The organism is uncultured Tenacibaculum sp., assembly GCF_947502995.1.
Lineage (GTDB): Bacteria > Bacteroidota > Bacteroidia > Flavobacteriales > Flavobacteriaceae > Polaribacter.
In genome coordinates this window covers 212,740-236,639 of record NZ_CANNBW010000001.1, presented here as the reverse complement: position 1 = coordinate 236,639, position 23,900 = coordinate 212,740, and the positions used below count along the sequence as shown (strand labels likewise).

At 31.5% G+C, this 23,900-nt stretch carries 22 protein-coding genes; 15 read left to right on the top strand and 7 right to left on the bottom strand.

All coding sequences use genetic code 11. The annotated features are described in order from the left end of the window. Positions 1-137: 137 nt before the first annotated feature. A complete protein-coding gene (locus Q1A46_RS01035) occupies positions 138-728 on the bottom strand; it encodes a carboxymuconolactone decarboxylase family protein (RefSeq protein ID WP_299673073.1) in 591 nt (196 codons plus the stop codon). Between the two features lie 58 nt (positions 729-786). On the opposite strand from Q1A46_RS01035, the gene Q1A46_RS01030 reads away from it, so the two are divergent. The 3 genes from Q1A46_RS01030 to Q1A46_RS01020 are packed head-to-tail and all read left to right on the top strand — an operon-like array spanning position 787 to position 3,310. Then, positions 787-1,209, top strand: coding sequence for an OsmC family protein (locus Q1A46_RS01030; protein WP_299673070.1), 423 nt, complete (start codon positions 787-789; stop codon positions 1,207-1,209). A gap of 18 nt (positions 1,210-1,227) precedes the next feature. After that, complete coding sequence (gene recJ / locus Q1A46_RS01025) at positions 1,228-2,913, top strand: single-stranded-DNA-specific exonuclease RecJ (protein WP_299673067.1); 1,686 nt, start codon at positions 1,228-1,230, stop codon at positions 2,911-2,913. Positions 2,914-2,965: 52 nt separating this feature from the next. Then, the gene (locus Q1A46_RS01020) at positions 2,966-3,310 is read left to right on the top strand and encodes a hypothetical protein (RefSeq protein WP_299673064.1); all 345 of its coding nucleotides are present in this window, start codon (positions 2,966-2,968) and stop codon (positions 3,308-3,310) included. 100 nt (positions 3,311-3,410) lie between these two features. Here the strand turns inward: Q1A46_RS01020 and Q1A46_RS01015 are convergent, their stop codons facing one another. The 3 genes from Q1A46_RS01015 to Q1A46_RS01005 all read right to left on the bottom strand — a co-directional run bounded on the left by Q1A46_RS01015 (position 3,411) and on the right by Q1A46_RS01005 (position 6,476). Next, positions 3,411-3,836: a hypothetical protein gene (locus tag Q1A46_RS01015; RefSeq protein WP_299673062.1), complete on the bottom strand. Its 426-nt coding sequence runs from the start codon at positions 3,834-3,836 to the stop codon at positions 3,411-3,413. 14 nt (positions 3,837-3,850) lie between these two features. After that, on the bottom strand, positions 3,851-5,335 hold the full coding sequence (locus tag Q1A46_RS01010) for a hypothetical protein (RefSeq protein WP_299673059.1): 1,485 nt from the start codon (positions 5,333-5,335) through the stop codon (positions 3,851-3,853). Positions 5,336-5,432: 97 nt separating this feature from the next. Next, entirely contained in the window at positions 5,433-6,476 is a 1,044-nt protein-coding gene (locus Q1A46_RS01005) for an endonuclease/exonuclease/phosphatase family protein (RefSeq protein WP_299673056.1), read from the bottom strand. A 153-nt stretch (positions 6,477-6,629) separates the two neighbouring features. Here Q1A46_RS01005 and Q1A46_RS01000 point away from each other — a divergent pair, with 153 nt between their 5' ends. The 4 genes from Q1A46_RS01000 (at position 6,630) to Q1A46_RS00985 (ending at position 14,157) form a co-directional block, all read left to right on the top strand. After that, complete coding sequence (locus tag Q1A46_RS01000) at positions 6,630-9,395, top strand: TonB-dependent receptor (RefSeq protein ID WP_299673053.1); 2,766 nt, start codon at positions 6,630-6,632, stop codon at positions 9,393-9,395. 26 nt (positions 9,396-9,421) lie between these two features. After that, positions 9,422-10,846 (top strand): DUF5689 domain-containing protein, encoded by a 1,425-nt coding sequence (locus Q1A46_RS00995; protein ID WP_299673050.1) that lies wholly within the window; start codon positions 9,422-9,424, stop codon positions 10,844-10,846. An 83-nt stretch (positions 10,847-10,929) separates the two neighbouring features. Next, positions 10,930-11,841, top strand: a complete 912-nt coding sequence (locus Q1A46_RS00990) for a metallophosphoesterase (RefSeq protein WP_299673047.1) — start codon at positions 10,930-10,932, stop codon at positions 11,839-11,841. A 57-nt stretch (positions 11,842-11,898) separates the two neighbouring features. Next, entirely contained in the window at positions 11,899-14,157 is a 2,259-nt protein-coding gene (locus Q1A46_RS00985) for an inorganic phosphate transporter (protein ID WP_299673044.1), read from the top strand. 57 nt (positions 14,158-14,214) lie between these two features. Here Q1A46_RS00985 and Q1A46_RS00980 read toward each other — a convergent pair whose 3' ends face one another. Beyond that, the gene (locus Q1A46_RS00980; RefSeq protein ID WP_299673040.1) at positions 14,215-15,537 is read right to left on the bottom strand and encodes a serine hydrolase; all 1,323 of its coding nucleotides are present in this window, start codon (positions 15,535-15,537) and stop codon (positions 14,215-14,217) included. An 88-nt stretch (positions 15,538-15,625) separates the two neighbouring features. On the opposite strand from Q1A46_RS00980, the gene Q1A46_RS00975 reads away from it, so the two are divergent. The 4 genes from Q1A46_RS00975 to Q1A46_RS00960 all read left to right on the top strand — a co-directional run bounded on the left by Q1A46_RS00975 (position 15,626) and on the right by Q1A46_RS00960 (position 19,715). Further along, positions 15,626-16,837: an aminotransferase class V-fold PLP-dependent enzyme gene (locus tag Q1A46_RS00975; RefSeq protein WP_299673037.1), complete on the top strand. Its 1,212-nt coding sequence runs from the start codon at positions 15,626-15,628 to the stop codon at positions 16,835-16,837. A gap of 289 nt (positions 16,838-17,126) precedes the next feature. Beyond that, on the top strand, positions 17,127-18,191 hold the full coding sequence (locus Q1A46_RS00970) for a zinc metalloprotease (RefSeq protein ID WP_299673035.1): 1,065 nt from the start codon (positions 17,127-17,129) through the stop codon (positions 18,189-18,191). Between the two features lie 77 nt (positions 18,192-18,268). Beyond that, positions 18,269-19,228, top strand: a complete 960-nt coding sequence (locus Q1A46_RS00965) for a M43 family zinc metalloprotease (protein WP_299673032.1) — start codon at positions 18,269-18,271, stop codon at positions 19,226-19,228. A 70-nt stretch (positions 19,229-19,298) separates the two neighbouring features. After that, positions 19,299-19,715 carry a hypothetical protein gene (locus Q1A46_RS00960; protein ID WP_299673029.1) on the top strand — a complete coding sequence of 139 codons (417 nt, stop codon included), beginning with the start codon at positions 19,299-19,301 and terminating at the stop codon, positions 19,713-19,715. Between the two features lie 4 nt (positions 19,716-19,719). Here Q1A46_RS00960 and Q1A46_RS00955 read toward each other — a convergent pair whose 3' ends face one another. Beyond that, positions 19,720-20,358 carry a ribonuclease H family protein gene (locus tag Q1A46_RS00955; RefSeq protein ID WP_299673026.1) on the bottom strand — a complete coding sequence of 213 codons (639 nt, stop codon included), beginning with the start codon at positions 20,356-20,358 and terminating at the stop codon, positions 19,720-19,722. After that, positions 20,351-20,923: a phosphoribosylglycinamide formyltransferase gene (locus tag Q1A46_RS00950; RefSeq protein ID WP_299673023.1), complete on the bottom strand. Its 573-nt coding sequence runs from the start codon at positions 20,921-20,923 to the stop codon at positions 20,351-20,353. The genes Q1A46_RS00955 and Q1A46_RS00950 overlap by 8 nt, the downstream gene beginning before the upstream one ends. 171 nt (positions 20,924-21,094) lie before the next feature. Between Q1A46_RS00950 and Q1A46_RS00945 the strand changes: the two genes are divergently transcribed. From Q1A46_RS00945 to Q1A46_RS00930, 4 genes are all read left to right on the top strand, one after another. After that, complete coding sequence (locus Q1A46_RS00945; RefSeq protein ID WP_075340350.1) at positions 21,095-21,331, top strand: acyl carrier protein; 237 nt, start codon at positions 21,095-21,097, stop codon at positions 21,329-21,331. 12 nt (positions 21,332-21,343) lie between these two features. Continuing rightward, positions 21,344-22,597, top strand: coding sequence for a beta-ketoacyl-ACP synthase II (fabF, locus tag Q1A46_RS00940; RefSeq protein WP_299673020.1), 1,254 nt, complete (start codon positions 21,344-21,346; stop codon positions 22,595-22,597). A 16-nt stretch (positions 22,598-22,613) separates the two neighbouring features. Beyond that, positions 22,614-23,351, top strand: a complete 738-nt coding sequence (rnc, locus tag Q1A46_RS00935) for a ribonuclease III (protein WP_299673017.1) — start codon at positions 22,614-22,616, stop codon at positions 23,349-23,351. Between the two features lie 77 nt (positions 23,352-23,428). Continuing rightward, a complete protein-coding gene (locus Q1A46_RS00930) occupies positions 23,429-23,899 on the top strand; it encodes an IPExxxVDY family protein (protein ID WP_299673014.1) in 471 nt (156 codons plus the stop codon). Position 23,900 lies beyond the last annotated feature (1 nt).

The window sequence follows — 23,900 nt, the reverse complement described above, 5'->3', positions numbered from 1 at the left end:
TTTTCGTTTGAAGTTTGTTTTTTAGGTTTTCATATACTTGTAGTTTTTCATTAGATTAATATTTGGTATATAAGTTAACGTAAAAAAACAAAAACTCGTATAGCTACGAGTTTTTAGTATTAAAGTTTGCGTAAATCTTATTGGTGTTTACCTTTATTCCAACCGTGCTTTCCTAAGTATTGTTCTCCACTTTCTACAGCACCGTCTTCAATACTTGTTCCCATAGAATCATTCCATCTATTTAAATATCCGAATAAAGAAATTACTCCTAACATTTCTACGATTTCACCTTCATCCCAATATTTGTATAATTCTGTCTTTATCGACTCATCTACATTATTAGGTACTACCGAAGCAGCTAACGAAAAATCTAAAGCAGCTCTTTCAGCATCTGAAAAAGCAGAATGCGTTCTATATTCCCAAATATTATCTAACTTTTCTTGTTCAGCTCCATAACGTTCAGCAGCTCTAATTGCATGTGCTTGACAATATCTACAACCTGTAGCATTACTACTTACCCACGCAATCATACGTTTTAAAGCAGAAGTTATACGACCATGATTTGCCATAACAGCTTTGTTTAAGTTGATAAAAGCTTTAGAAATCTCTGGTCTTCTTTGCATTGTAAGAACTGAATTAGGACAAAATCCTAATGTTTCATTATAAAAATCTGATAACCTTTTTGTCTCCTCATCGTGATTCGGATCTAAGGGGGTTACTAATGGCATAATTATTTTTTATTTAAGTAATTTTGTAATTTAATACAAGTAACAAAAAAAATCTCACATGGCATCGAATATTGTAACTACAGAATGGAAGAAAAATTTACTTTTTCAAAGTGACAACCCAAATGGAGCACAAGTTTTAATGGATACTTCTTTTGCAAACGGCGGTAATTCTGTTGGAGCTTCCCCTAAAGCATTAATGTTATCTTCTTTAGCTGGATGTTCTGGATTAGATGTTGTTATGATTGCTGAAAAAATGCGTGTTTCTTTCGATGATTTAAAAATAGTCGTTGAAGCTAACTTAACAGAAGAGCATCCTAAATATTATGATAAAGTTCATGTAAAATATTTTTTCGAGGGTAACAATTTAGATCATGATAAACTAACTAAAGTAGTGAACTTATCTATTGAGAAATATTGTGGAGTTATGGAAATGTTTCGTCAGTTTGCAAAAGTGACTACAGAAATTATTTTCAACAACTAACAGCATGACTTTTTCGCTATGAAATGGACTTTAAAGCCCAAACCTGATTTTAATATTGTAAATACTTTAGCTAATGAATTAAATATAGATTTAAAATTAGCTGAAATCTTAGTTCAAAGAGGGATCAAAACTTTTGATGAAGCTAAACATTTTTTTAGACCTTCTTTGGAAGATCTTCATGATCCTTTTTTAATGAAAGATATGTATGAAGCTGTTTCTAGAGTTGAAAAAGCTATAGAAAATGGAGAGAAAATTTTAATTTATGGTGATTATGATGTTGATGGTACTACATCTGTTTCATTAATGTATTCCTACTTAAAGAATATTCACCCTTATTTAGCAACATATATTCCTGATAGATACAAAGAAGGATATGGGGTTTCGTTTGCCGGAATAGACTTTGCTCACGATAATGAATTCTCTTTAATCATTGCTCTCGATTGTGGAATTAAAGCCATTGAAAAAGTTGCCTACGCTACAGAAAAAGGTATCGATTTTATTATTTGTGATCATCACAAACCTGGAGAAAAAATACCTGATGCAGTCGCTGTATTAAATCCTAAACGAATAGACTGTGAATATCCTTATAAAGAACTTTGCGGATGTGGTGTTGGATTTAAATTAATTCAGGCAATAGCACTACAACAGAAACAAACTATAGACGATTTACTACCCTTTTTAGATTTAGTCGTTACTGCTATTGGAGCAGATATTGTTCCTATGACTGGTGAAAATAGAGTTTTAGCTTATTACGGTTTAAAAGTGATAAACGCCACTCCGAGAATAGGTATTCAAGCGTTAACCCAGCACATAAATAAAAAAGAACTTTCTATAACTGACGTTGTTTTTATTATAGCTCCTAGAATTAATGCTGCTGGTAGAATTAAACATGCTAGCTACGCTGTAGATTTATTAATCTCTGAAGATCTTGACTTGGCAAGAAATATTGCAAAAGAAATTGAAGAGTTTAATGCACATCGAAAAGAGTTAGATCAGGAAATTACAAAAGAAGCTTTGTATCAAATAGAAACAAACAGTGAAGAGCATAATTTCACTTCCACTGTTTACGATGAAAGTTGGCATAAAGGCGTTATCGGAATTGTTGCTTCAAGATTAACTGAAACATATTATCGCCCTACAGTAGTTTTCACAAAAAGTGGTGAATTTTTAGCTGCTTCTGCAAGATCTGTTAAAGGTTTTGATGTTTACAATGCTTTGGATGCTTGTTCTGAATACATTGAACAATTTGGTGGACATAAATATGCTGCTGGATTATCTATAAAACCAGAAAATTACAACGCTTTTAAATCAAAATTTGAAGAAGTTGTAAAAAATACGATTCAAAAAGAACTATTAGAACCTGAAATTGAAATTGATGCAGAATTACACCTTAGTAATATTTCTCCTAAATTCTACAGAATAATAAATCAAATGGCTCCCTTCGGCCCATTAAATAGAAGACCTATTTTTCAGTCTAATTCAGTAAGAGACAATGGTTATGGAAAACAGGTTGGACAAGATAAAACTCACTTAAAACTAACTGTTTTTCAAGGAAATCCTAAAAACTGTATTGGAGCTATCGGTTTTAGCTTAGGAAATAAAATAGAACATGTACAACAAGAGTTTGATATTGTTTATCAGCTTGATGAAAATACATGGAATGGAAATACATCTATACAACTACAATTGAAGGACCTAAAATAACTTATTTAGATTAAATAAAAATAACATATATTTGTTTCATAAAACAACAACTATGGAGCAAGTAAAAACAATTTATACAAATGATATTGGGATTTCATTTCAATGGATTAACTCAAAAACAGAACTTACACAAGTAGTCTTTAGAGATGTAGGTTTTCATTTAACTTTATCTGAAATTGAATCTTTTCTAGATTTTACAGTTGATGCAAAAATGCAAAGTAAATGTAGTGAATGTAAAATGGGAGATAATTGCCGATCACTCTTGTTAAGGACTCCATCAAATAGAGTAAGTTTAGCTGTTTCTATGATTGATTTGGGACAAATAGAAGATTTATTAAAAGGAACTCTTTTCCAATTAAAATTCAATGACTACATTGAAGAAATATGTAGAAATTAAATAAAAACAGCTTAGGTTGATTTAGTATCAACCCAAGCTGAACGGATATATAAAAACAATCAATTACTTGAAAATTCAAGTGATTGATTATCTCAAGAAATCATTCTCCTTTAAACTGAAAAGACTCTGTCTTTCTATCACTTTTTAATCCGTGTTCTACTTTTATTGTAAAAAAAGGATATTTATCTTCTTCAACTTTAATAATTTTTGGATTGAAAACACCTTCAATTTTGTACAACTTACTACCAGTATATCTATCCCCATCTGGTGTCACAGAAACCATATAACTACTCATAAATTCATCTGATTCAGAAATCATTTTTCCTTTAGAAAGTTTAGAGTCTGAGAATTTATAAACTGATAAAAATAAACTGTTATTAAATAATTCTTTATGTAATGGTTGAGTTGAATACATACTAGAAAATATGTAGTTCATATTAACATCTGTTGTAGATAAATCAACTTTCTTTTGCGCATTACATCCTAAAATCGCACTAAATACAGTTATAAAAAATAGTCTTTTCATGTTTTTGTTTTTTATTATTTTCTTACTGAAATATGAATATGATCTTTATGCCCACCTACAGGGTAATTAAAATTCCATCTATTCGTATTTAAATCATATTTATGTTTAAAATGTGGACCAAAATTTTCTCGTATATATTGAAAACTATCGAATGCTTTTTGTAATTCCTTTATCTGATTTGTCACTCCTGTAACAGCCATTCTTTTACCATTAATTCTACTTATATCTATTGCTAAACCTAAAGGATGATTGCTTGTTGCACTATGCTCTCCATTTGTTGTAGCAGATATGTATATACTTGTTATTTTTTCTGATGAACTTAAATTATTATTAGCCTTTTCTAAAGCAAATTTCATCCCTTCTACTAAAACTGGTGAAACTTCTTGATCTGCATTTTTATTATCAGATCTTGTTGTTCCAAAATTTATATTAATCGAACTTCCATCTGATAAAATTAACGTATCTGGTATTGATTCTTTAGGTCCATCATAAAAATAATTATCATCAGACACTTTTGTTTTAATATACCAATCATCAAAATTTACATCACCATTATCCATAAGAACATTAATAGCCTCTTTTATAAACTCTTCTGCTTTTAGAGAAAAATTATCTCTCTCGTAAAAAACGCCTATTTCTTTTCTAATAGATGAATTCTCTAATTCATATAAAAATTCATGCTGTTCAGGAGTTAATCTATCAACTAGTTCAAAAAACTCAGTTTTTAAATCTGATGGTAAAGGCGATGTTATTATAGTACCTCCACTATTAGAAGGACTTCCTGAACCTCCAGAAGAACCACTATCAACTGCAATTATTCCTCCTCCAGTTTCATTAGTAAAACTTGGTGGGCCAAATGTAGTTGCACATTCAATAGATTGAGCTGTATAAATATTCTCTGGCCTTGTACATGCTTCTGTTACTTGATGATCTGAAGTATAATCTCCTCTATTATCATTACACATTAAAACACCAACTCTAAAACAAACTGTAGTACTTCTAGACAACAAACCTTCTATAATTTGCTCTTCTACAGGTATAATTTCTAAAGCTCCTTGAAATGGATATGGTTCCCCATTTTGATCTACTTCTAATTCAGTAGCCATTTTGTACTTTAGAAAAGCTGCTGTTATTTTATCCTCTTGTAAATCTTTAGTGATCACTAAGTTTTCGTATTCATTCCTTTGCAAATGATCTTTATCAACAGCAAAGGTGTACGACTCTATCTTATCAGTTTTAATTCTACGAATTAAAGTAGTATTAATACCAATTCTTTCTTCACTTCTTTTTAAAGTTTCTCCCTCACTAATAACTTTATTGTAAAATTCTTTTAGTTCTTGTTTCCGGATAAAACTATTAAAGTTAATATCTTCAATTTCATAATTTAAATTTTGTTTTTTCTCTAACTCAATTTCTTCTTCATTGCAATTTGCAAAAAACAAAACTGTTCCTAAGCAACATAGAAACAGTTTGATGTAACTTAATTTTTCTTTTAGCATTTTTTTAAATTTTTACTTTTTCAATACAAAAGTAATTATACTAAAAGAAACATGAGTACGGGCTACCCACACTTTTGGTGTGGAAAAACCGTACTTTTTATTTCTCTTTTATCAAATATAAGTAGACTGGGTAGTGATCACTATAACCTCCAGAATACTGTCCGTTAGAAAAACTTCTAAAAGGATACCCTTTATATCTACCTTGTTTTTGCATTAAAAAACGCTTGTTAAAAATACCTGACTTAAACATTTTATAGCTAGAAAAATCTTTTCTTCCTTTCTTATTTAATAAAGGAGAAGTAAACATGATCTGGTCAAAAAGACTTAAATTATCTCTGTAAGCAGTTGTATTTAAACCTTTCTCAAACATTTTCTCATAAGGATTATAAACATCTTCTCGAGCTACATCTTCTTTATCTGATTTTGTTTTAATTACTTCTTTAAAAGATTTATTCATAGGATCATCATTAAAATCTCCCATAATAATGATTTTAGCATCTTTATCGTTCTCTCTAATTCTTTCCATAATTTGAGTTACTTTATATGCAGCTTTCTCTCTTAATGGACTACTTTTAGCTTCTCCTCCTCTTCTCGACGGCCAGTGATTTACCAATATATGTACTAACTCATCATCTAGATATCCTGAAACCCAAAGTATATCTCTGGTATATACTTTTTTATTATTTGAATATATATTAGGATTTACTGCTTCATAATGAACTGGCTTAAAATAACGTTGTTGATATAATAAAGCTACATCAATTCCTCTTTTATCAGGAGAATCGAAATGGATAATACCATAACGCTTCTTTTTTAGATGTTTATTTTTTACTAAATCTTCTAAAACTTGCTTGTTCTCAATCTCTGCTACTCCTAAGATAGCAGGACTTGTTTTAGCTTTTTCTGCACCTAGTTCGTTAATTACCTTTCCAAGTTTATCAATCTTATCCCAATATACTTTAGACCTTCCTGCTTTTAGCTCCATCATTGGACTAAACTCGTCATTCTTAGTAACATCATTAATAGTGTCAAACAAATTTTCAACATTATAAAACGCTACTGTTCTAATTTTGTACTCCTTTTGAGCGCTTATAGAAAACACGCTCATTATAGAAACTAATAGTACTATTAATTTTCTCATGAAATTATTTTTTAACGGCACAAAAGTAAAAACAAATTTCAAGCCAATTCGCTGATTGTGTATAATATTCTCATTTGTTAATATTAACTTAACATTAACAACCTCGAAAAAAACTAAGTTTGCGGGCATTTTTTTTAAAAAATATAAACTTTTATGAAACAAATTATCTTAACAGTATTGTTTTGCTTTACAATATCTTATGGGGCAATAGCACAAAGTACTGTAAAAGGAGTTGTTAAGGACAGCGACTCAGAAAAGGTATTACAAGGCGTTTCAGTCAGCATTGAAGGAAGGAATGACAGTCAGGTTACTAACATTGACGGTTCTTTCGCTTTACAAAATTTACCTGACGGAAAATTTATTGTTACCTTAAAAAAAGTAGGTTATGAAACTCAAAACTATCCAGTTACTTTATCTGGTAGTGTTGTAGATTTAGGAGACATCTTTATGTATGAAGATGAGTTTTCTGAAAACCAAGACTTAAGTACTATTATTATCGCTGATGATGAATTAAACGACGATAGTAGTGCTGCAGACAACATTTCTAGTTTACTTCAGTCATCTAGAGATGTATACTTACGTGCTGCTGCTTTCGAATTTAGTTCTTCTTTCTTTAGAATTCGTGGTTTAGATTCTGATAATGCTAAACTATTAATCAACGGAATAGAAATGAACAAATTAGAAACAGGTCGTCCTGAATGGGCAAACTGGGGTGGATTAAATGATGTTTTAAGAAATCAAGAATTCACAAATGGTTTAGCTCCTTCTAATTACACTTTTGGTGGTGTTTTAGGTTCTACTCATATCAGCACAAGAGCTTCTCAATACCGTAAAGGCGCAAGAATTTCTTATGCTTCTTCAAATAGAAGTTACAGACATAGAGTTATGGGAACATACTCATCTGGATTATTAAAAGATGGATGGGCATTTACAGTTTCTGGAAGTAGACGAGCTGGTAATGAAGGTTTCGTAGATGGAACTTCTTATGATGCCACTTCTTTATTTGCTTCTGTTGAAAAAATATTTAACGACAATCATAGTTTAAACTTAACATCTATTTTCGCTTCTAATAAAAGAGGGGTTGGTTCTCCTAACACTCAAGAAGTAGTAGATTTAAAAGGTATTCGTTACAACTCTAACTGGGGTTATCAAGATGGAAAAATCAGAAACTCTAGAATAAAAGATGTTGAGGAGCCATTCACAATGTTAAGCCATTATTGGAAAATTAACGACAAAGTAAATGTAAATACAAACGTTTCTTATCAGTTCGGAAAAATTGGTAGAAGCAGAATTGATTTTAACGGAGGACAAAATCCTAACCCTATTCAATTTAGAAACCTACCAAGTTATTGGTTATCTATTAATGATTTAGCTGGAGCTTATGAAGCTGAGCAACGTTTTTTAAATGACGGTCAATTAAATTGGAATGCTATTTACGATGCTAACATTAACAATTCTCAACAAGGAATTGATGCTGCATATGTTTTTTATGAAGATAGAGTAGACAACAATACTTTAAACGTTAATTCTATTCTTTCAGCAGATCTTACAGATAATATTACTTTAAACGGTAGAGTACAATACACAAAATCAGAATCAGAAAATTTTGCTAATGTATTAGATCTTTTAGGTAACTCTGTTGGTTATGTAGATGTTAATGGTTTTAGCAGTATTGGTACAAACCAAAGACAGAACGATTTATTAAATCCAGACCGTATTGTAAATGTTGGTGACAGATTTAAATACAACTACAACATCAACTCTGAAGTGATGAATGGTTTCTTACAAGCGCAATTCAAATACAATAAATTTGACTTTTATGTAGCGGGAGACATCACAAAAACTTCTTACCAAAGAGAAGGTTTTTATCAGAGTGGAGCATTAGACCCAACTGATTCTAGAAACTCATTAGGAAAATCACCAGAAGTAGACTTTACTACTTTTGGAGCAAAAGGAGGATTTACTTATAAAGTATCTGGTAGACATATTTTAGATTTTAATGCTGGATATTTAGAAAAAGCTCCAACTGTAAGAGATGCTTTTACGCAAGCTAGAGAAAGTAACATTATTACAGATTTCTTAACTAGTGAAAAGGCTTTATCTTTTGATGCTAGTTACATCGTTAGATCTCCTAGATTTACTTCTAGAATTACAGGATACTATACTACAATTGAAGATAGCGTAGAGTCTAACTTCTTCTTCTTACAAGGAGGACAAAGCGAAGGATTCTCTCAAGAAATTGTAACAGGTGTTGACAAACGTCATTTAGGTGTAGAATTAGGTTTCGAATACAAATTAACTTCTACTTTAAACTTAAAAGGAGCTGCTAACATTGGAGAATATGTTTATAGCAACAACCCTAGCAATGTTCAATTAGCAGTTAGAGATATCAATACTCAAGAATTAAACATTAATAATTTAGGAGAAGCACAACTGAAAAACTACAGATTAAACTCTGGTCCACAAAAAGCATACTCTTTAGGTATCGAGTATCGTGACCCAGATTACTGGTGGGTAAGTATGACAGGTAATTATTTTGATGATACTTATATTGGTGTTAGTCCAATCTTAAGAACAGATAGATTCTTTACTGATGTTGATGGTGTACCACTTAACGACTACGACCCTGTAGAAGCTAAAAGATTATTACAACAAGAAGAATTTGGAGGTTACTTTGTTGCCAACGTAATTGGTGGAAAGTCTTGGAAAATAAGTAGAGATAATAAATTTATTGGATTTACTTTAGGAATTAGCAACATCTTCGACCAACAATTTAGAACTGGAGGATTCGAGCAATCTAGAAGAGGAGACTTCACTTCTTTAAGTGAAGACTTTAGTAATCCTAAGAGATTATTTGGTCCAAGATATTGGTATGGTAGAGGTGCAAACTACTTCTTTAACGTTTATTATAGATTCTAAAAAAATTAAAAAAATACATTTCAATTATGAAAATTAATTCAATTAAAATAATAAGTGTAATCTTAGTTACATTATTACTATCATCTTGTGTTGATGATAACTTTGACGTACCTACTCCTTCAGGTAATGAAGAAAACAGAGAGTTAAGTATTATCTTAGGTAATATTGCTAATGACACGAACTGGAATTTAGTATCAATTGCTGATCTTAAATCTAGATATAATTCAGGTGATGCTCCTTTAGCCATTACAGCTAACGACGTTGTAAAAGGTTATGTTGTTTCTTCTGATCGTACAGGAAACTTCTTCCAAGAAATTTACATTCAAGATGCTGCAGAAAACCCAACTGCTGGTCTTAGAGTAGTTTTAAACTTAAGATCTAGTTACACAAGATATAACATAGGTAGAGAAGTTTATGTTTACTTAAATGGATTATACTTAGGAGAAACAAACTCTGGTGACGGAATTATCTCTGTTGGAGGAAAAGTAAACCCAGATGATAGTGACGAAATAGATGTTATTTCTGAAAATCAATTAGCTAATCACGTATTTAGATCTACAACTACAGAAACTATTGTACCTAAAACAATTAAAGTAGCTGAAATTGGAGCTAACTTAATCGGAACATTTGTAAGAATAGAAGATGCATTTTTCCCAGCTGAATTAGATGGATTAACTATCGTAGATCCAAACGAAGATTTCGATACTCAAAGAACTTTATCTGCTTGTAATGGTTCTGGTTTTTCAGAATTTATTTTAGAAACTAGTTCATTTGCTAACTTCTCACAAGTAACAATGCAATCTGCTGAAGGTGGAGCAATCAGCGCTATCTTAACCAAAGACTTTGGTGGTGATAACTTCGTAGTTGTTGTAAACGATGTAGAAGATATTCAATTCAACGAATCTTTATGTCAACCATTAGATTTAAGCACTTTTACTCCAATTTTTGAAGAAGATTTCGAAGGAACTCCTGGTTCTGGTGATATCGCAATTGCTGGGTGGACAAACTACAGCGAAGAAGGGACAAGATTATTTAGAAGCTATAACGATGGTGATTCTGGAAGTAGAGCTGCTAGTATTGGATCATTCAGATCTGGAGATGCAAGTTCTATCACTTGGTTAATTACTCCTTCTATTGATTTAGATGCTACTGCTAACGAATTCTTCTCTTTCGAATCTTCAAACAGTTTTGCTGACGGAAGTGAATTAGAAGTATTAATCTCTACAGATTGGGATGGTACTGAAGCTAATATTACTACAGCTACTTGGACAACTTTACCTGCTGCTGTTGTTACAGATGGAGAATTCTTCAGAAACTGGGTAAACTCTGGTGATGTAGATTTATCTTCTTTCTCTGGTAGTGCTTATATCGCATTCAAATACATCGGAAGTGGAGACGCTGGATCTGATGGAACTTTTGAAATTGATAATGTAAAAGTTGTTGCTCAATAATTAAGAGTAAAAAACTAAAACATATACTAAAAACCGAGTTTTGAAAACTCGGTTTTTTTATTGAAATTTATCAAAAACAAACCATGTCTGCTAATAGTCGATTATCGAGAGCTTTTAAAAACGCAAAAAAACTTCCGCTTAATCAGGATTCAAAATACATACTTTTCTCCGATTGTCATCGAGGTGACAATAGTTTTGCAGACGATTTTTCTCACAATAGAAAAGTATACAACTATGCCATTTCTCAATATTTTAATAACGGATTTACATACATAGAACTTGGAGATGGAGATGAACTTTGGGAAAATAAATTTGATTCTATCTTCAACGCTAACAAGGACACTTTTTTACTATTAAAAAAATTCTATGACAAGAATAGAATTCATTTTATTTGGGGAAATCACGATATGGATTATAAAAACCCAAAACATATTAAAAAAAATCTAAGTCACTATTATGAATCTGCTACAGAGGAATTCAAAGAATTGATGCCTAACGCTCCTTTTTATGAAGCAATAAAACTAGAAAACAAAGACCACAATTCTATTTTTCTACTTCACGGTCATCAAGCAGATTGGTTTAACTACTCTTTTTGGAAATTGAGTCGGTTTTTAGTTCAATATTTATGGAAACCACTACAAATTATTGGAATTAAAGACCCAACAAGTCCTGCTCAAAACTTTAAAGAACTAATTAAAGTAGAAAGACACATAGAAAAATGGATTAGACGTAACAATAACCAAGTAGTTGTTACCGGTCATACACACCGACCTAGATTTCCTCAACCTAATGAATTACCGTACTTTAACGACGGAAGTTGTGTACACCCAAGATGCATTACAGGTATCGAAATAGAGAACTATCAAATTACGCTAATCAAGTGGCATATAATTACTAATGAAGATGGTACAATGCAAATTGTTAAAACTATTCTTGAAGGACCTGAAAACTTAAGTAATTATGTAGATTTGCAGCATTTCATAACAATTACGTAACATACCGCAAATCGTAGGTGTTTACTTTTGTCGAGTTTAATTATCTTAATATAAGAGATGGGAGATCCTTTTATTTTAATGCTAGTTGCACTGGGAGCACTAGCAATTTTAGATTTAGTTGTAGGAGTAAGTAACGATGCCGTTAACTTTTTAAACTCAGCTATAGGTTCTAAAGCTATTCCTATTAAAACCATAATGATCATCGCTAGTGTCGGTGTATTTTTTGGTGCTGTATCTTCTAGTGGAATGATGGAGGTTGCAAGGAAAGGTATTTTTAACCCGAATATGTTCATGTTCGAAGAAATCATGTACATTTTTATGGCAGTTATGATCACAGATATATTACTGCTTGATATTTTTAATTCTTTAGGAATGCCCACATCAACTACGGTATCTATCGTATTTGAATTATTAGGAGCAGCGGTAGCAATAGCTTTAATTAAAATATCTGGAACAGATCAATCTGTAACAGAAATATGGAATTATATCAACTACGAAACTGCAAGTAAAATAATTTTAGGAATCATCTTGTCTGTTGTTGTAGCTTTTAGTGTTGGAGCCATCGTTCAATATTTCTCAAGAATTATTTATTCTTTCGAATTTGAAAAAAAACCTGTCTATATTAATGTATTATTTGGAGGATTTGCAATCACTGCAATTACCTACTTTATTATTATTAAAGGTTTAAAAGGAACTCATTTCTATGGAAACATCAAAGATTTAATTGAAGGAAATTCAACAGCTATTATAGCAGGAAGCTTCGCTTTATGGTCTGCTATTTCACTTGCTTTAATTAAATTTTTTAAAATAAACATTTTAACAGCTATTATAGCTATTGGTACTTTTTCTTTAGCAATGGCCTTTGCTGGAAATGATTTAGTAAACTTTATTGGAGTGCCAATTGCTGCTTTAAATTCTTACAATGCCTGGCAACTTTCTGGAGAAGCTGCTAATGAATTTTCAATGGGTATTTTAGCTGAAAAAGTTCCTTCAAACGTAACATTATTGTTAGTAGCTGGAGCTATTATGGTAATTACTTTATGGACATCTAAAAAAGCTAGAGCTGTTATTGAAACTGGAATTAACTTATCTAGACAAGGTGATGGTCATGAAAAATTTAGACCTAATAACTTATCAAGAATAGTAGTTAGAGCCGCTATGTTTACAAACTTAGGTTTTAATACTCTTATTCCAGAAAAAACTAGAAATTATATCAATTCAAAATTTGAAAAACCTGTAATCAAATTACCTAAAGATAAAACTTACGAATTACCAGCTTTCGATTTAGTAAGAGCAGCTGTAAACCTAATTATGGCCAGTATTTTAATTTCTATAGCAACATCTATGAAATTACCTCTTTCTACTACTTATGTAACATTTATGGTAGCTATGGGAACATCTTTAGCTGATAGAGCTTGGGGACGCGAAAGTGCTGTTTATAGAGTTGCAGGTGTTTTAAATGTTATTGGAGGATGGTTTTTAACAGCTATCATTGCCTTTACAGCAGCAGCTATCGTTGCTTCTTTAATTTCTTGGCATCAAGCTATGATACCTGTATTATTATTAGTTGTAATTGCAATGTTAGTAAGAACAACTATCCAATACTCAAAAAAGAACAAAGAAGAAAAGCAACAACAATTTGTAGAGCGTGCAGAATTACTATCTATCAACGAAATTATTGATGAAAGTTCTGAACACATTGCAAACGTAGCTCAACGTGTGAATAAATTATATTCAAACGTTGTTAACGATCTTGCTACTCATGATTTAAATAAATTAAGAAAAACAGAAAAACACGTTTTAAAATTAAATGAGGAAATAGAGAATTTAAAAAACGGTGTATTTTATTTCATTAAATCTTTAGATGACACTTCTGTAAAAGCTAGTAAGTTTTATATATTAATTTTAAGTTATTTACAAGATGTAACTCAATCTATCAGTTATATTTCTAAAATAACATTTAATCACGTAAACAACAATCACAAAAACCTTAAGAAATCTCAATTAAAAGACCTTAAGAACATTGACAATAAATTAAGTGATTTATTAACAAAAGTAAGTGAGACGTTTGACCAAAAAACTTTTGATAATCTTACTTATATATTAGATGATCAAAAAGATTTAACTTCAGACTTGTATAACTCAATCGAAAACCAAGTAGATCGAATTCGTACAGATGAAACGAGTCCTAAAAACACTACATTATACTTTAGTATTTTACTAGAAACTCAAGATTTAGTTGGAGCTTTAGTTAGCCTTTTAGAAAACTGTAATGAATTTTACATCTCAACAAAATCTACTTCTGTGAGAATATAAAAAAACACATATAATAAATAAGAAAGCCTTCAAGTATTTTGAAGGCTTTCTTATTTATCATTTAAAAGAGTTTAATATCTCACTAAGAAAATGATTAACATCTGCATTTTTGGTTAATCCTAAACGAACAATTACCATTTCTTGATCTGGTAAAACAAATACATTCTGTCCCTGATAACCATTAAAAGAATACATGTTTTTAGGTACATCTGGATATCTTCCTCCTGCATTTAACCAAATCTGTGCTCCATACCAACCGTCAGAAGTAGGTGTTGGTGTTGTTGCATATTCTACCCAATCTTTATCAAAAAGAGATTCACCATTCCATTGTCCATTTTTTAAATACAACAACCCGAATTTAGCCCAATCTCTTGCTGTAGCCCAAGAATAAGAAGATCCTACATAATTCCCCTTCATATCTGTTTCAACAACCATCGAATTCATTCCAATCTTATCTATCAGTTCTTCATACCAAAAATCTAAATATCCTTGATGAGAATCGAATTGCTTTCTAATAATTGCAGACAATACATTTGTAGTTCCTGAAGAATAATTCCAAGTTTCGTTTGGCTTTCCTACCAAAGGCTTATTAATCTGTAAATCTGTTACATCTTCAGCTAAAAACAGCATTTTTGTTACATCTGAAATTGAATTATAATCTTCTATCCACTCTAAACCACTATTCATTTGTAATAAATTATGAATGGTAATATTCTTCCTTTCATCGTTAGCCCACTCCGAAAAAGGAGCTTTATCATACACATTTAACTTACCATCACATTGCAAAATTCCCATTACTGTACTCGTAAGACTTTTAGTCATAGACCAACCTAGTAATAATGAGTTTTTATCAAAACCATCTGCATATTTTTCAGCTATAATCTTATCCTTATATACAACTAAAAAAGCTCTAGTTTTATAATCATCATTAAACATATCTCCTACTGCTTTGTTTAATTTATCATAATTAACTTCAGTAAAAACAGAATCTATTGGATCTAAATTCCCATACGGAAAAGGAGTATTATTATCTGGAATTGCTCTTTTAGGAACCAAAGGTTTCTCATCTAAATCGACACCATCAACAACCAAAACACTTCCTAAACCTTCTCTATAAATCGCTTTTCTAGTTAACAAACCGAAAGCAGAAGCATAAGCTTCTTTTTCATTTTCATTAACACTATTAGAAGCCAAATCAATTGGTGAAAAATTTGTATCTGTGCTATCTGTAAATTGCAAAGTTCGCTTCGCTAAAAAAACTGAAGAAGCTGTGTTTTTTGCAGAATAACCAGCAATAATGTTTAATTTCGGATAATTATAGAAGACAGCTACTAGCAGAATAGCTATTAAGAGTAGCAATACTCTTTTAAAAATTCTCATAATTTGGGTCGTTTTCACAAATGTAAGAATTTATCTGTTTGATTGTTCTTTTAATAACATAGCCGTATTTTTGTATAAAATTAATTTCATGCTAGATATCAAAAAAATCCGTGCAGATTTTCCTATTCTTGAAAGAAAAGTGCATGGAAAACCATTAATATATTTCGATAACGGAGCTACATCTCAAACTCCAACTGTAGTAATTGATGCTATTGTTGATTATTACTCTAATTACAATGCAAATATTCACCGTGGCGTTCATACTTTAAGTCAAGAAGCCACAGATAAATACGAAGAAGCTAGAATTAAAATTCAAAAACATTTTAATGCTAAGCACGCTTATGAAATCATTTTAACAGCTGGAACTACTGAAAGTGTAAACATAGTAGCCTCAGGATTTTCTTCATTATTACAAGAAGGTGATGAAGTAATTGTTTCAGCATTAGAACATCATTCAAACATTGTTCCTTGGCAAATGATGTGTGAAAAAGCTGGTGCAATTTTACGAGTAATACCAATGGATGAAGATGGTTCTTTACGAATGGATCTTTACGACGAAATGTTAAGCAATAAAACTAAGTTGGTTTTCTGCAATCATGTATCTAATGCATTAGGCACTATAAACCCAATTGAAACTATTATTCATAGAGCTCATAAATTTGGAGCTTATGTTTTAATTGACGGAGCACAAGCTTGTCCACATATTAAACCAGATGTTCAAGCATTAAATGTTGATTTTTATGTTGCCTCTGCTCATAAAATGTGCGGACCTACTGGAGTTGGAATTTTATACGGAAAACAAGAACTACTAGAAAAACTACCTCCTTATCAAGGTGGAGGAGAAATGATAGAAACCGTAACTTTTGAAAAAACAACTTACGCTGGTTTACCTCATAAATTTGAAGCAGGAACTCCTAATATTTGTGGAGGAATTGCTTTTGGCGTAGCTGTAGATTACATGAACGCTATTGGTTTTAAAAATATCCAAAAAGCAGAACATGAACTTTTAAACTATGCTACAGAAAAACTTTCTGATATAGAAGGTTTAAAAATATATGGTACATCTACTAAAACTTCTGTTATATCTTTTAATATAGAAGGAATACACCCTTATGATATAGGTTCTATTTTAGATAAGTTAGGCATAGCGGTTAGAACAGGACATCATTGTGCACAACCTATTATGGACTTTTATAAAATTCCTGGAACTGTAAGAGCATCTTTAAGCTTTTATAACACTAAAGAAGAAATAGATATTATGATAGAAGCTGTAAAAAAAGCCAAAATGATGTTGAGCTAACCATCAATTTTATTTTTTTATATAAAAAAATAACAAAAATTGACGTTTTTGTTGTTTTTTAAACAATTTAAAAAACTTATTTTTCTAGCTAAAAAAGCTCTGAAACCCAGTAAGAACCTGGTTTACAGAGCTTTTTTTCTTTCAAAATTGTATTTCAAAAAAAAATACTAATTTGGCAATCATAAAATTTTAACATTTTTAACTAATTATATATAAAATTTTAACTCCCAATAAAATTTTAATTAGTTAAAAAGGGACACTATTTATTAACACTTTAAAACCATTAAAAATGAAAAGAGTTTTATTAAGTATTGCTATTGTGGCTGGATTATTAATCGGTTGTCAGGATGAAGATACTAAAAACAACGACCTTTCTCAACAAGAAGCTATTGACATGAGCGACTTTTACGTTCAAACTGAAGAGTTGAGTGCTAGATCTACTGATGGAACTGGGGGAAAATGTCAATCTATGAAGGTATTAAACCGCCAATTAAAGGAAAACCCTGGTTTATACAAAAAAATGTATGACATTGAATACAACACAAGAAAATTTATTGCTGGTAAAAAGGGAGGAAATGGAAACGGAAATGGAGGAGGAAATAATGGCGGCGGTGACGGCGGAGGAACTCCTGTTACTGATAACTTAGGCATAATTAATATACCTGTATATGTACACGTAGTTTACAGCAATTCAAATGAAAACATTTCTGATGCTCAAATTTCATCACAAATGAGAGTTTTAAATGACGATTTTAGAATGCAAAATTCAGATGCCAATAATACTCCTGCAGAATTTGCTGGTGTTGCAGCAGATTCTGAAATCACTTTTACATTAGCTGGTACATTTAGATATGCTGACTCTAGAACATCTTGGGGAACAAATGATGCTGTAAAATCTGCTTATCCTCCAGTTACACCACAAACACATTTAAATATTTGGGTGTGTAATATTGGTGGTGGTATTTTAGGATATGCTCAATTCCCAGGAGGTAATTTAGCTACAGATGGTGTAGTATGTGCTCCTCAATACTTTGGAACTACAGGATTTGTTCAAGCTCCTTTCAACGGAGGTAGAACTATGACACATGAAGTTGGTCACTACTTAAACTTACGTCACATTTGGGGAGATGGTAGATGTCGTCAAGATGATTTTGTTTCAGACACACCTTCTTCAGATCGTCCAAACTACGGATGTCCAACCTACCCAACTGCTCACTGTCGTTCGAATGACATGACAATGAACTATATGGATTATACAGATGATGCATGTATGAGTTTATTTACAGAAGGACAAAAAGCTAGAATGAGAGCAGTCTTTCAACCAGGAGCAGCAAGAGCTTCAATTTTAAACTAGAATTCAAACAACAACTTAATTATAAATTAGAAGATTGAGTATACAAAATACTTAATCTTCTTTAAAAACCCTTTCAAATGAAGAAAATAGTTTTATCTATTGTAGCTGCTGCTGCATTATTTATTGGTTGTCAAAACAATGAAAATGAACAACCATTAGAAGTTAGCCCTGAAGCTTCTTTGTTAAAAGCAGAAAAGCAATGTTTTACTATGGATAAGCTAAATGAAAATTTAGCAAAAGATCCAGACTTAGCTAATAGAATGGCCAACATAGAACAACAAACATCAAACTTTTTAGCAAACCAAGTAGATCTTCAACAAAGATTAGTAAATGGAAAAATTCAAATCCCGGTTGTTTTTCACGTTATTTACAGACAAGCAAGTGAAAATTTACCTTTATCTGTTCTAGAAGATCAAATAGCAGCAATGAATGAAGACTTCAATTTACAAAACCCCAATAGAGGAGCTATGCCAGCAGAATTTGCAGGCGCAGAAGCAAATGTTGGAATTGATTTTGTAATCGAAGATGTAATACGTGTAAGCAGTAGAAAAAGAAGTTGGAGACCAGATGACTCTATGAAATTTTCATCTAGCGGTGGAAGTGACGTTGTAAATCCTCAAGAGTTTTTAAATATTTGGATAGTGAACAACATGCCTTATAGAGGTGGTACAATATTAGGATATGCTCAATTTCCTGGTGGAAACTGGGCTACAGATGGAGTTGTATTAGGAAGCAGATTTGTAGGAAGAACAGACAGAACTGCAACTCATGAAGTTGGTCACTGGTTAAATTTACGTCACATTTGGGGTGACGGAGGATGTGGAGCTAGCGATTTTGTCGCTGACACTCCTGATGCTGATGGTCCAAGTAGAGGATGTCCTACATATCCAACAATCGAATGTGGTAGCACTAACATGACTATGAATTTCATGGATTATTCAGATGATAGCTGTATGTACATGTTCACAAATGGTCAAAAAGCAAGAATGGATGCTGTTTTTGCTCCTGGAGCATTTAGATCAACTATGGCAGACTAAATAGACAAAAAAAGCATATATTTATAAGCGTCATACTTAACTATGACGCTTTTTTATTAAATAATAAATCATGAAGTTTTTAATCTCTGTTATAATTTTACTTTCAACTGTGGGCTGTATTTCTCAAAAAGACAATCAAACTTCAACAATTTCAGAAGTTACTTTTAATGCTCACACGAGAGGCGCAATGGAAAATATCAATTTAATTGATAATACTGTAACCTACAAAGATTACAACACAACAAAAACATACTCTATCACTAAAGATAAAAAAGAACAACTTCTTGATCTTATAAAAAATTTAGAATTAAAATCTATATCTGAACTTAAAGCTCCTTCCGATAAAAGAGCTACCGATGCTGCTTTACATGCTTCTCTTCAGATAAGAACAACAAATGAGACATACATATCTAGTGATTTTGATCACGATAATCCTCCAAACGAACTAAAACCTATTATAGATTTATTGAGAGATTTTGTAAAATAAATATTTACTTTCTTCCAAAATCTGCTGGAATTTCTCCCCAAACTTTGGTTTCCCATTTTAAAATCGGATTAGTTACTGGATTTTCTTTCAACCATGCCTCGGCTCTTTTAATTAAATCTAGCAAATCTTTATTAGCTTCGGTAAAAGTTACATTTGTTCTACATTGTTTCTTTTTTACCCAAGAAATTGCAATTTTGGAATCTGAATATAATGGATAATTAGGAAGCTTTTGCTTTTTTAATAAAGCCAAGCCATGAACTAAAGCTAAAAACTCTCCTATATTATTGGTCCCTTGTTTAAAAGGACCTTGAATAAAAATCTGTTTTTTGGTTTTTGTATCTACTCCTCTATACTCTAATATCCCAGGGTTTCCAGCACATGCTGCATCTACAGATAAACTCTCTAACACAGGAGTTCCATATTTTCTCTTTTCTTCTTCTGAAATTTTCTTCTTAGTGGTATCCTTACCTTTATAATCGTTGTAACTCTTTTTGAAAGCTTTTTCAGCTTCATCTTTATCTAAAAAAGCTTTGTACTGAGCACCTTCAAATCCAGAAATTTGTTTTTTACAAGTCTCCCATTTATTAAACACGCCTGTTTTTTTACCTTTCCAGACGACATAGAACTTCTTTTTTTTACTCATTCTTAGATAAAATAATATCTTCTATTACCTTAGGATAGTGTTCATATTCTAATTCATGTACTTTTTTAGCAATATCTTCAACAGAATCTTCAGGGCTCAAAGCAGTTTTTGCTTGAAAAATAATAGCTCCTTCATCATAATGCTCGTTTACATAATGTATAGTTATGCCTGTTTCTGCTTCATTATTATTTTTTATTGCCTTGTGAACATGACTTCCATACATTCCTTTTCCACCATATTTTGGCAATAATGCAGGATGAATATTCACTATTTTATTTGGAAAATTTGCTACAATATGCTTAGGAACTTTCCATAAAAAGCCAGCCAAAATAATTAAGTCTGCTTCTTTTTTTAGGAAACCCAACACTTTATCACTCTTAAAAAACTCCTCCTTACTAAAAACCAAAGCATTGATTTTTAACCTCTTACACCTACCTAAAACTTTGGCATGCTCGTTGTTAGTAAGCACATGAGTAACCTTAGCAGTTCTTTTAGTTTGAAAAAACCCTATAATATTCTCGGCATTACTTCCGGACCCCGAAGCAAAAATTACTATTCGTTTCATAATCTTAAAAATAGCTATGTTGTTACTGCAAAAAAACAATAATTATTAATAAGAGTGTGGTCCTAAACAAAAGATTTTTTATTTTAGACCCCACATTTTTGAGCAAAAATTAGAATAAAATCACAAGATTCGTATTTTTGCCTCGATTTTAAATTTAAAAATTAAAAAATTATGTCAGACATTGCATCTAGAGTAAAGGCAATTATCGTTGATAAATTAGGAGTAGACGATAACGAAGTAACTAACGAAGCAAGTTTTACTAACGACTTAGGAGCTGATTCGTTAGATACTGTTGAGTTAATCATGGAGTTTGAAAAGGAATTTGATATTCAAATCCCAGACGATCAAGCTGAAAATATTGCTACAGTTGGTCAAGCAATAAGCTATATAGAAGAAGCTAAGAAGTAAATTTAATTACATATGCAATTAAAACGAGTTGTCGTAACTGGACTTGGCGCATTAACGCCTATAGGAAACAATATTGAACAATACTGGAATGGCTTAGTTAACGGAGTTAGCGGTGCTGCACCTATAACATATTTTGATGCTGCCAAGTTCAAAACTCGTTTCGCGTGCGAGTTAAAAAACTTTGATGTTAAAGATTATATTGACAGAAAAGAAGCTCGTAGAATGGATCGATTTACTCAGTATGCTATGATTGCTTCAGACGAAGCAATTAAAGATGCTGAATTAAATTTAGACCAATTAAACAAATACAAAGTTGGTGTAATCTGGGGAGCAGGAATTGGAGGACTAGAGACTTTTCAGAATGAGGTGATTAATTTCGCTGCTGGAGATGGAACTCCAAAATTCAATCCTTTCTTTATACCTAAGATGATCGCAGATATCGCACCTGGTAACATTTCTATTAAACATGGATTTATGGGACCTAACTATACAACAGTATCTGCTTGTGCGTCATCTGCTAATGCTATGATAGATGCATTGAATTATATTCGCCTTGGTCATTGTGATGTTATTGTTACTGGTGGTAGTGAAGCTGCTGTTACAATAGCTGGAATGGGAGGTTTTAATGCAATGCATGCTCTATCTAAAAGAAATGAAAGTCCTGAGTCGGCATCTAGACCTTTTGATGCTGAAAGAGATGGTTTTGTTTTAGGAGAAGGTGCTGGAGCATTAATCCTAGAAGAATACGAACACGCAAAAGCTCGTGGTGCTAAAATTTACGCAGAAGTTATTGGAGGAGGTATGTCTTCAGATGCTCACCATATGACCGCTCCACATCCTGAAGGGTTAGGAGTTATTGCTGTAATGAAAAACTGTCTTGAAAACGCAGGTATTAACCCAGAAGATGTTGATCATATTAACACTCATGGAACTTCTACACCTCTTGGTGATGTAGCTGAATTAAAAGCTATTTCTGAAGTATTTGGAGATCATGCTAAAAACATTAATATTAACTCTACAAAGTCTATGACAGGACACTTACTTGGTGCTGCTGGAGCTATTGAAGCTATTGCTTCACTATTAGCTATGAAGCATGGTATTGTGCCTCCTACTATAAATCATAGTACTCCTGATGAAAATATTAATCCAGACTTAAATCTTACTTTAAATAAAACTCAAGAAAAAGAAATCAACGTAGCTTTAAGTAACACTTTTGGTTTTGGTGGACATAACGCATGTATCGCATTTAAAAAATATAAGCAATAATTAATTAGTAATCCATATGAATTTTCTTCGTAAAATAGTTAGACCTAAAACTAAAGAGGACGAAGAATTTTTTTATGAACTTAAATCTTTACTAAACTTTAAACCTATTGTTCTTAATCATTACAAAAAGGCCTTTATTCATAGATCTTTAAAAATGACTGACAACAAAGGGAAACCTATTAATTATGAACGTTTAGAGTTTTTAGGTGATGCTATATTAGGCTCTGTAATAGCATCTTTTTTATATAAAGAAGCTCCTAGAGGTAATGAGGGATACTTAACTCAAATGCGCTCTAAAGTAGTTAGTAGGGAAAACTTAAATAAATTAGGTAAAGAACTCGATTTAATTCGTTTTGTTAAAAGTAATATTAACCAAAATCAAGTGGGAGAAAATATTCATGGTAATATTTTTGAAGCTTTAATAGGTGCTATTTATTTAGATAGAGGTTACAATTATTGCCACCAGTTTATATATGACCAAGTTATTTTCCCATATATAGATCTTCAACAACTGGAAAACAAAATTACAAGCTACAAAGGTTTTATTATTGAATGGTGTCAAAAGACAAAAAGGAAATATGCCTTTGAAAGTTATGAAGATTCAGGAAATCAAAATCAAAAACATTTTAGTGTTCGTGTAATTATTGACGGACAAAAAATAGCGAAAGGACGAGCTACTTCAAAAAAGAAAGCTGAAGAGATGGCAGCCAAGCGAGTTTACTATGCTTTTCAGAATCAAATAACTAATTCATAATAAGCATACAAGAAATCGTTTTCGTTAATTTCATATTATTTTCACATTACATTCTGTAAATTAGCATAAATTATTTTATGCAAATTCATTCACTTACATTAGATGATTTTTCATCTACTGATTATAGTTTAATTGGTATTCATAGTCCTGTAGAAGACTATCGTTTAGCGTATCTTTTGAATTTACATTTGCAACTTAATTTAAAACGATCAGACTTTGATATTGATGTTACAAAAGATAATATCGATGCCTTTTTTTCACTTTATGAATTCACTCATAATGCAACAGAAAACTCTTGGTATCTTATATCAAACTATCATAAAAATAAAGTTGCAGGAAATAATTTAAGTTTATTTTCAGAAAGTCAAACAGTAACATATTTGCTTCCTGAAAGGAAAAAAGTAGATTATTTTTTAAAACTGGAGGGAGATTTTAATTCTATGACAATTAATAAAACCATAGAATCAATAAATAAAATTCCACAAATAGTCACTTCTTATTCCATAGACACAAACAAACTAAAATCTAAAGAGTCTTTAATTTTTTAAC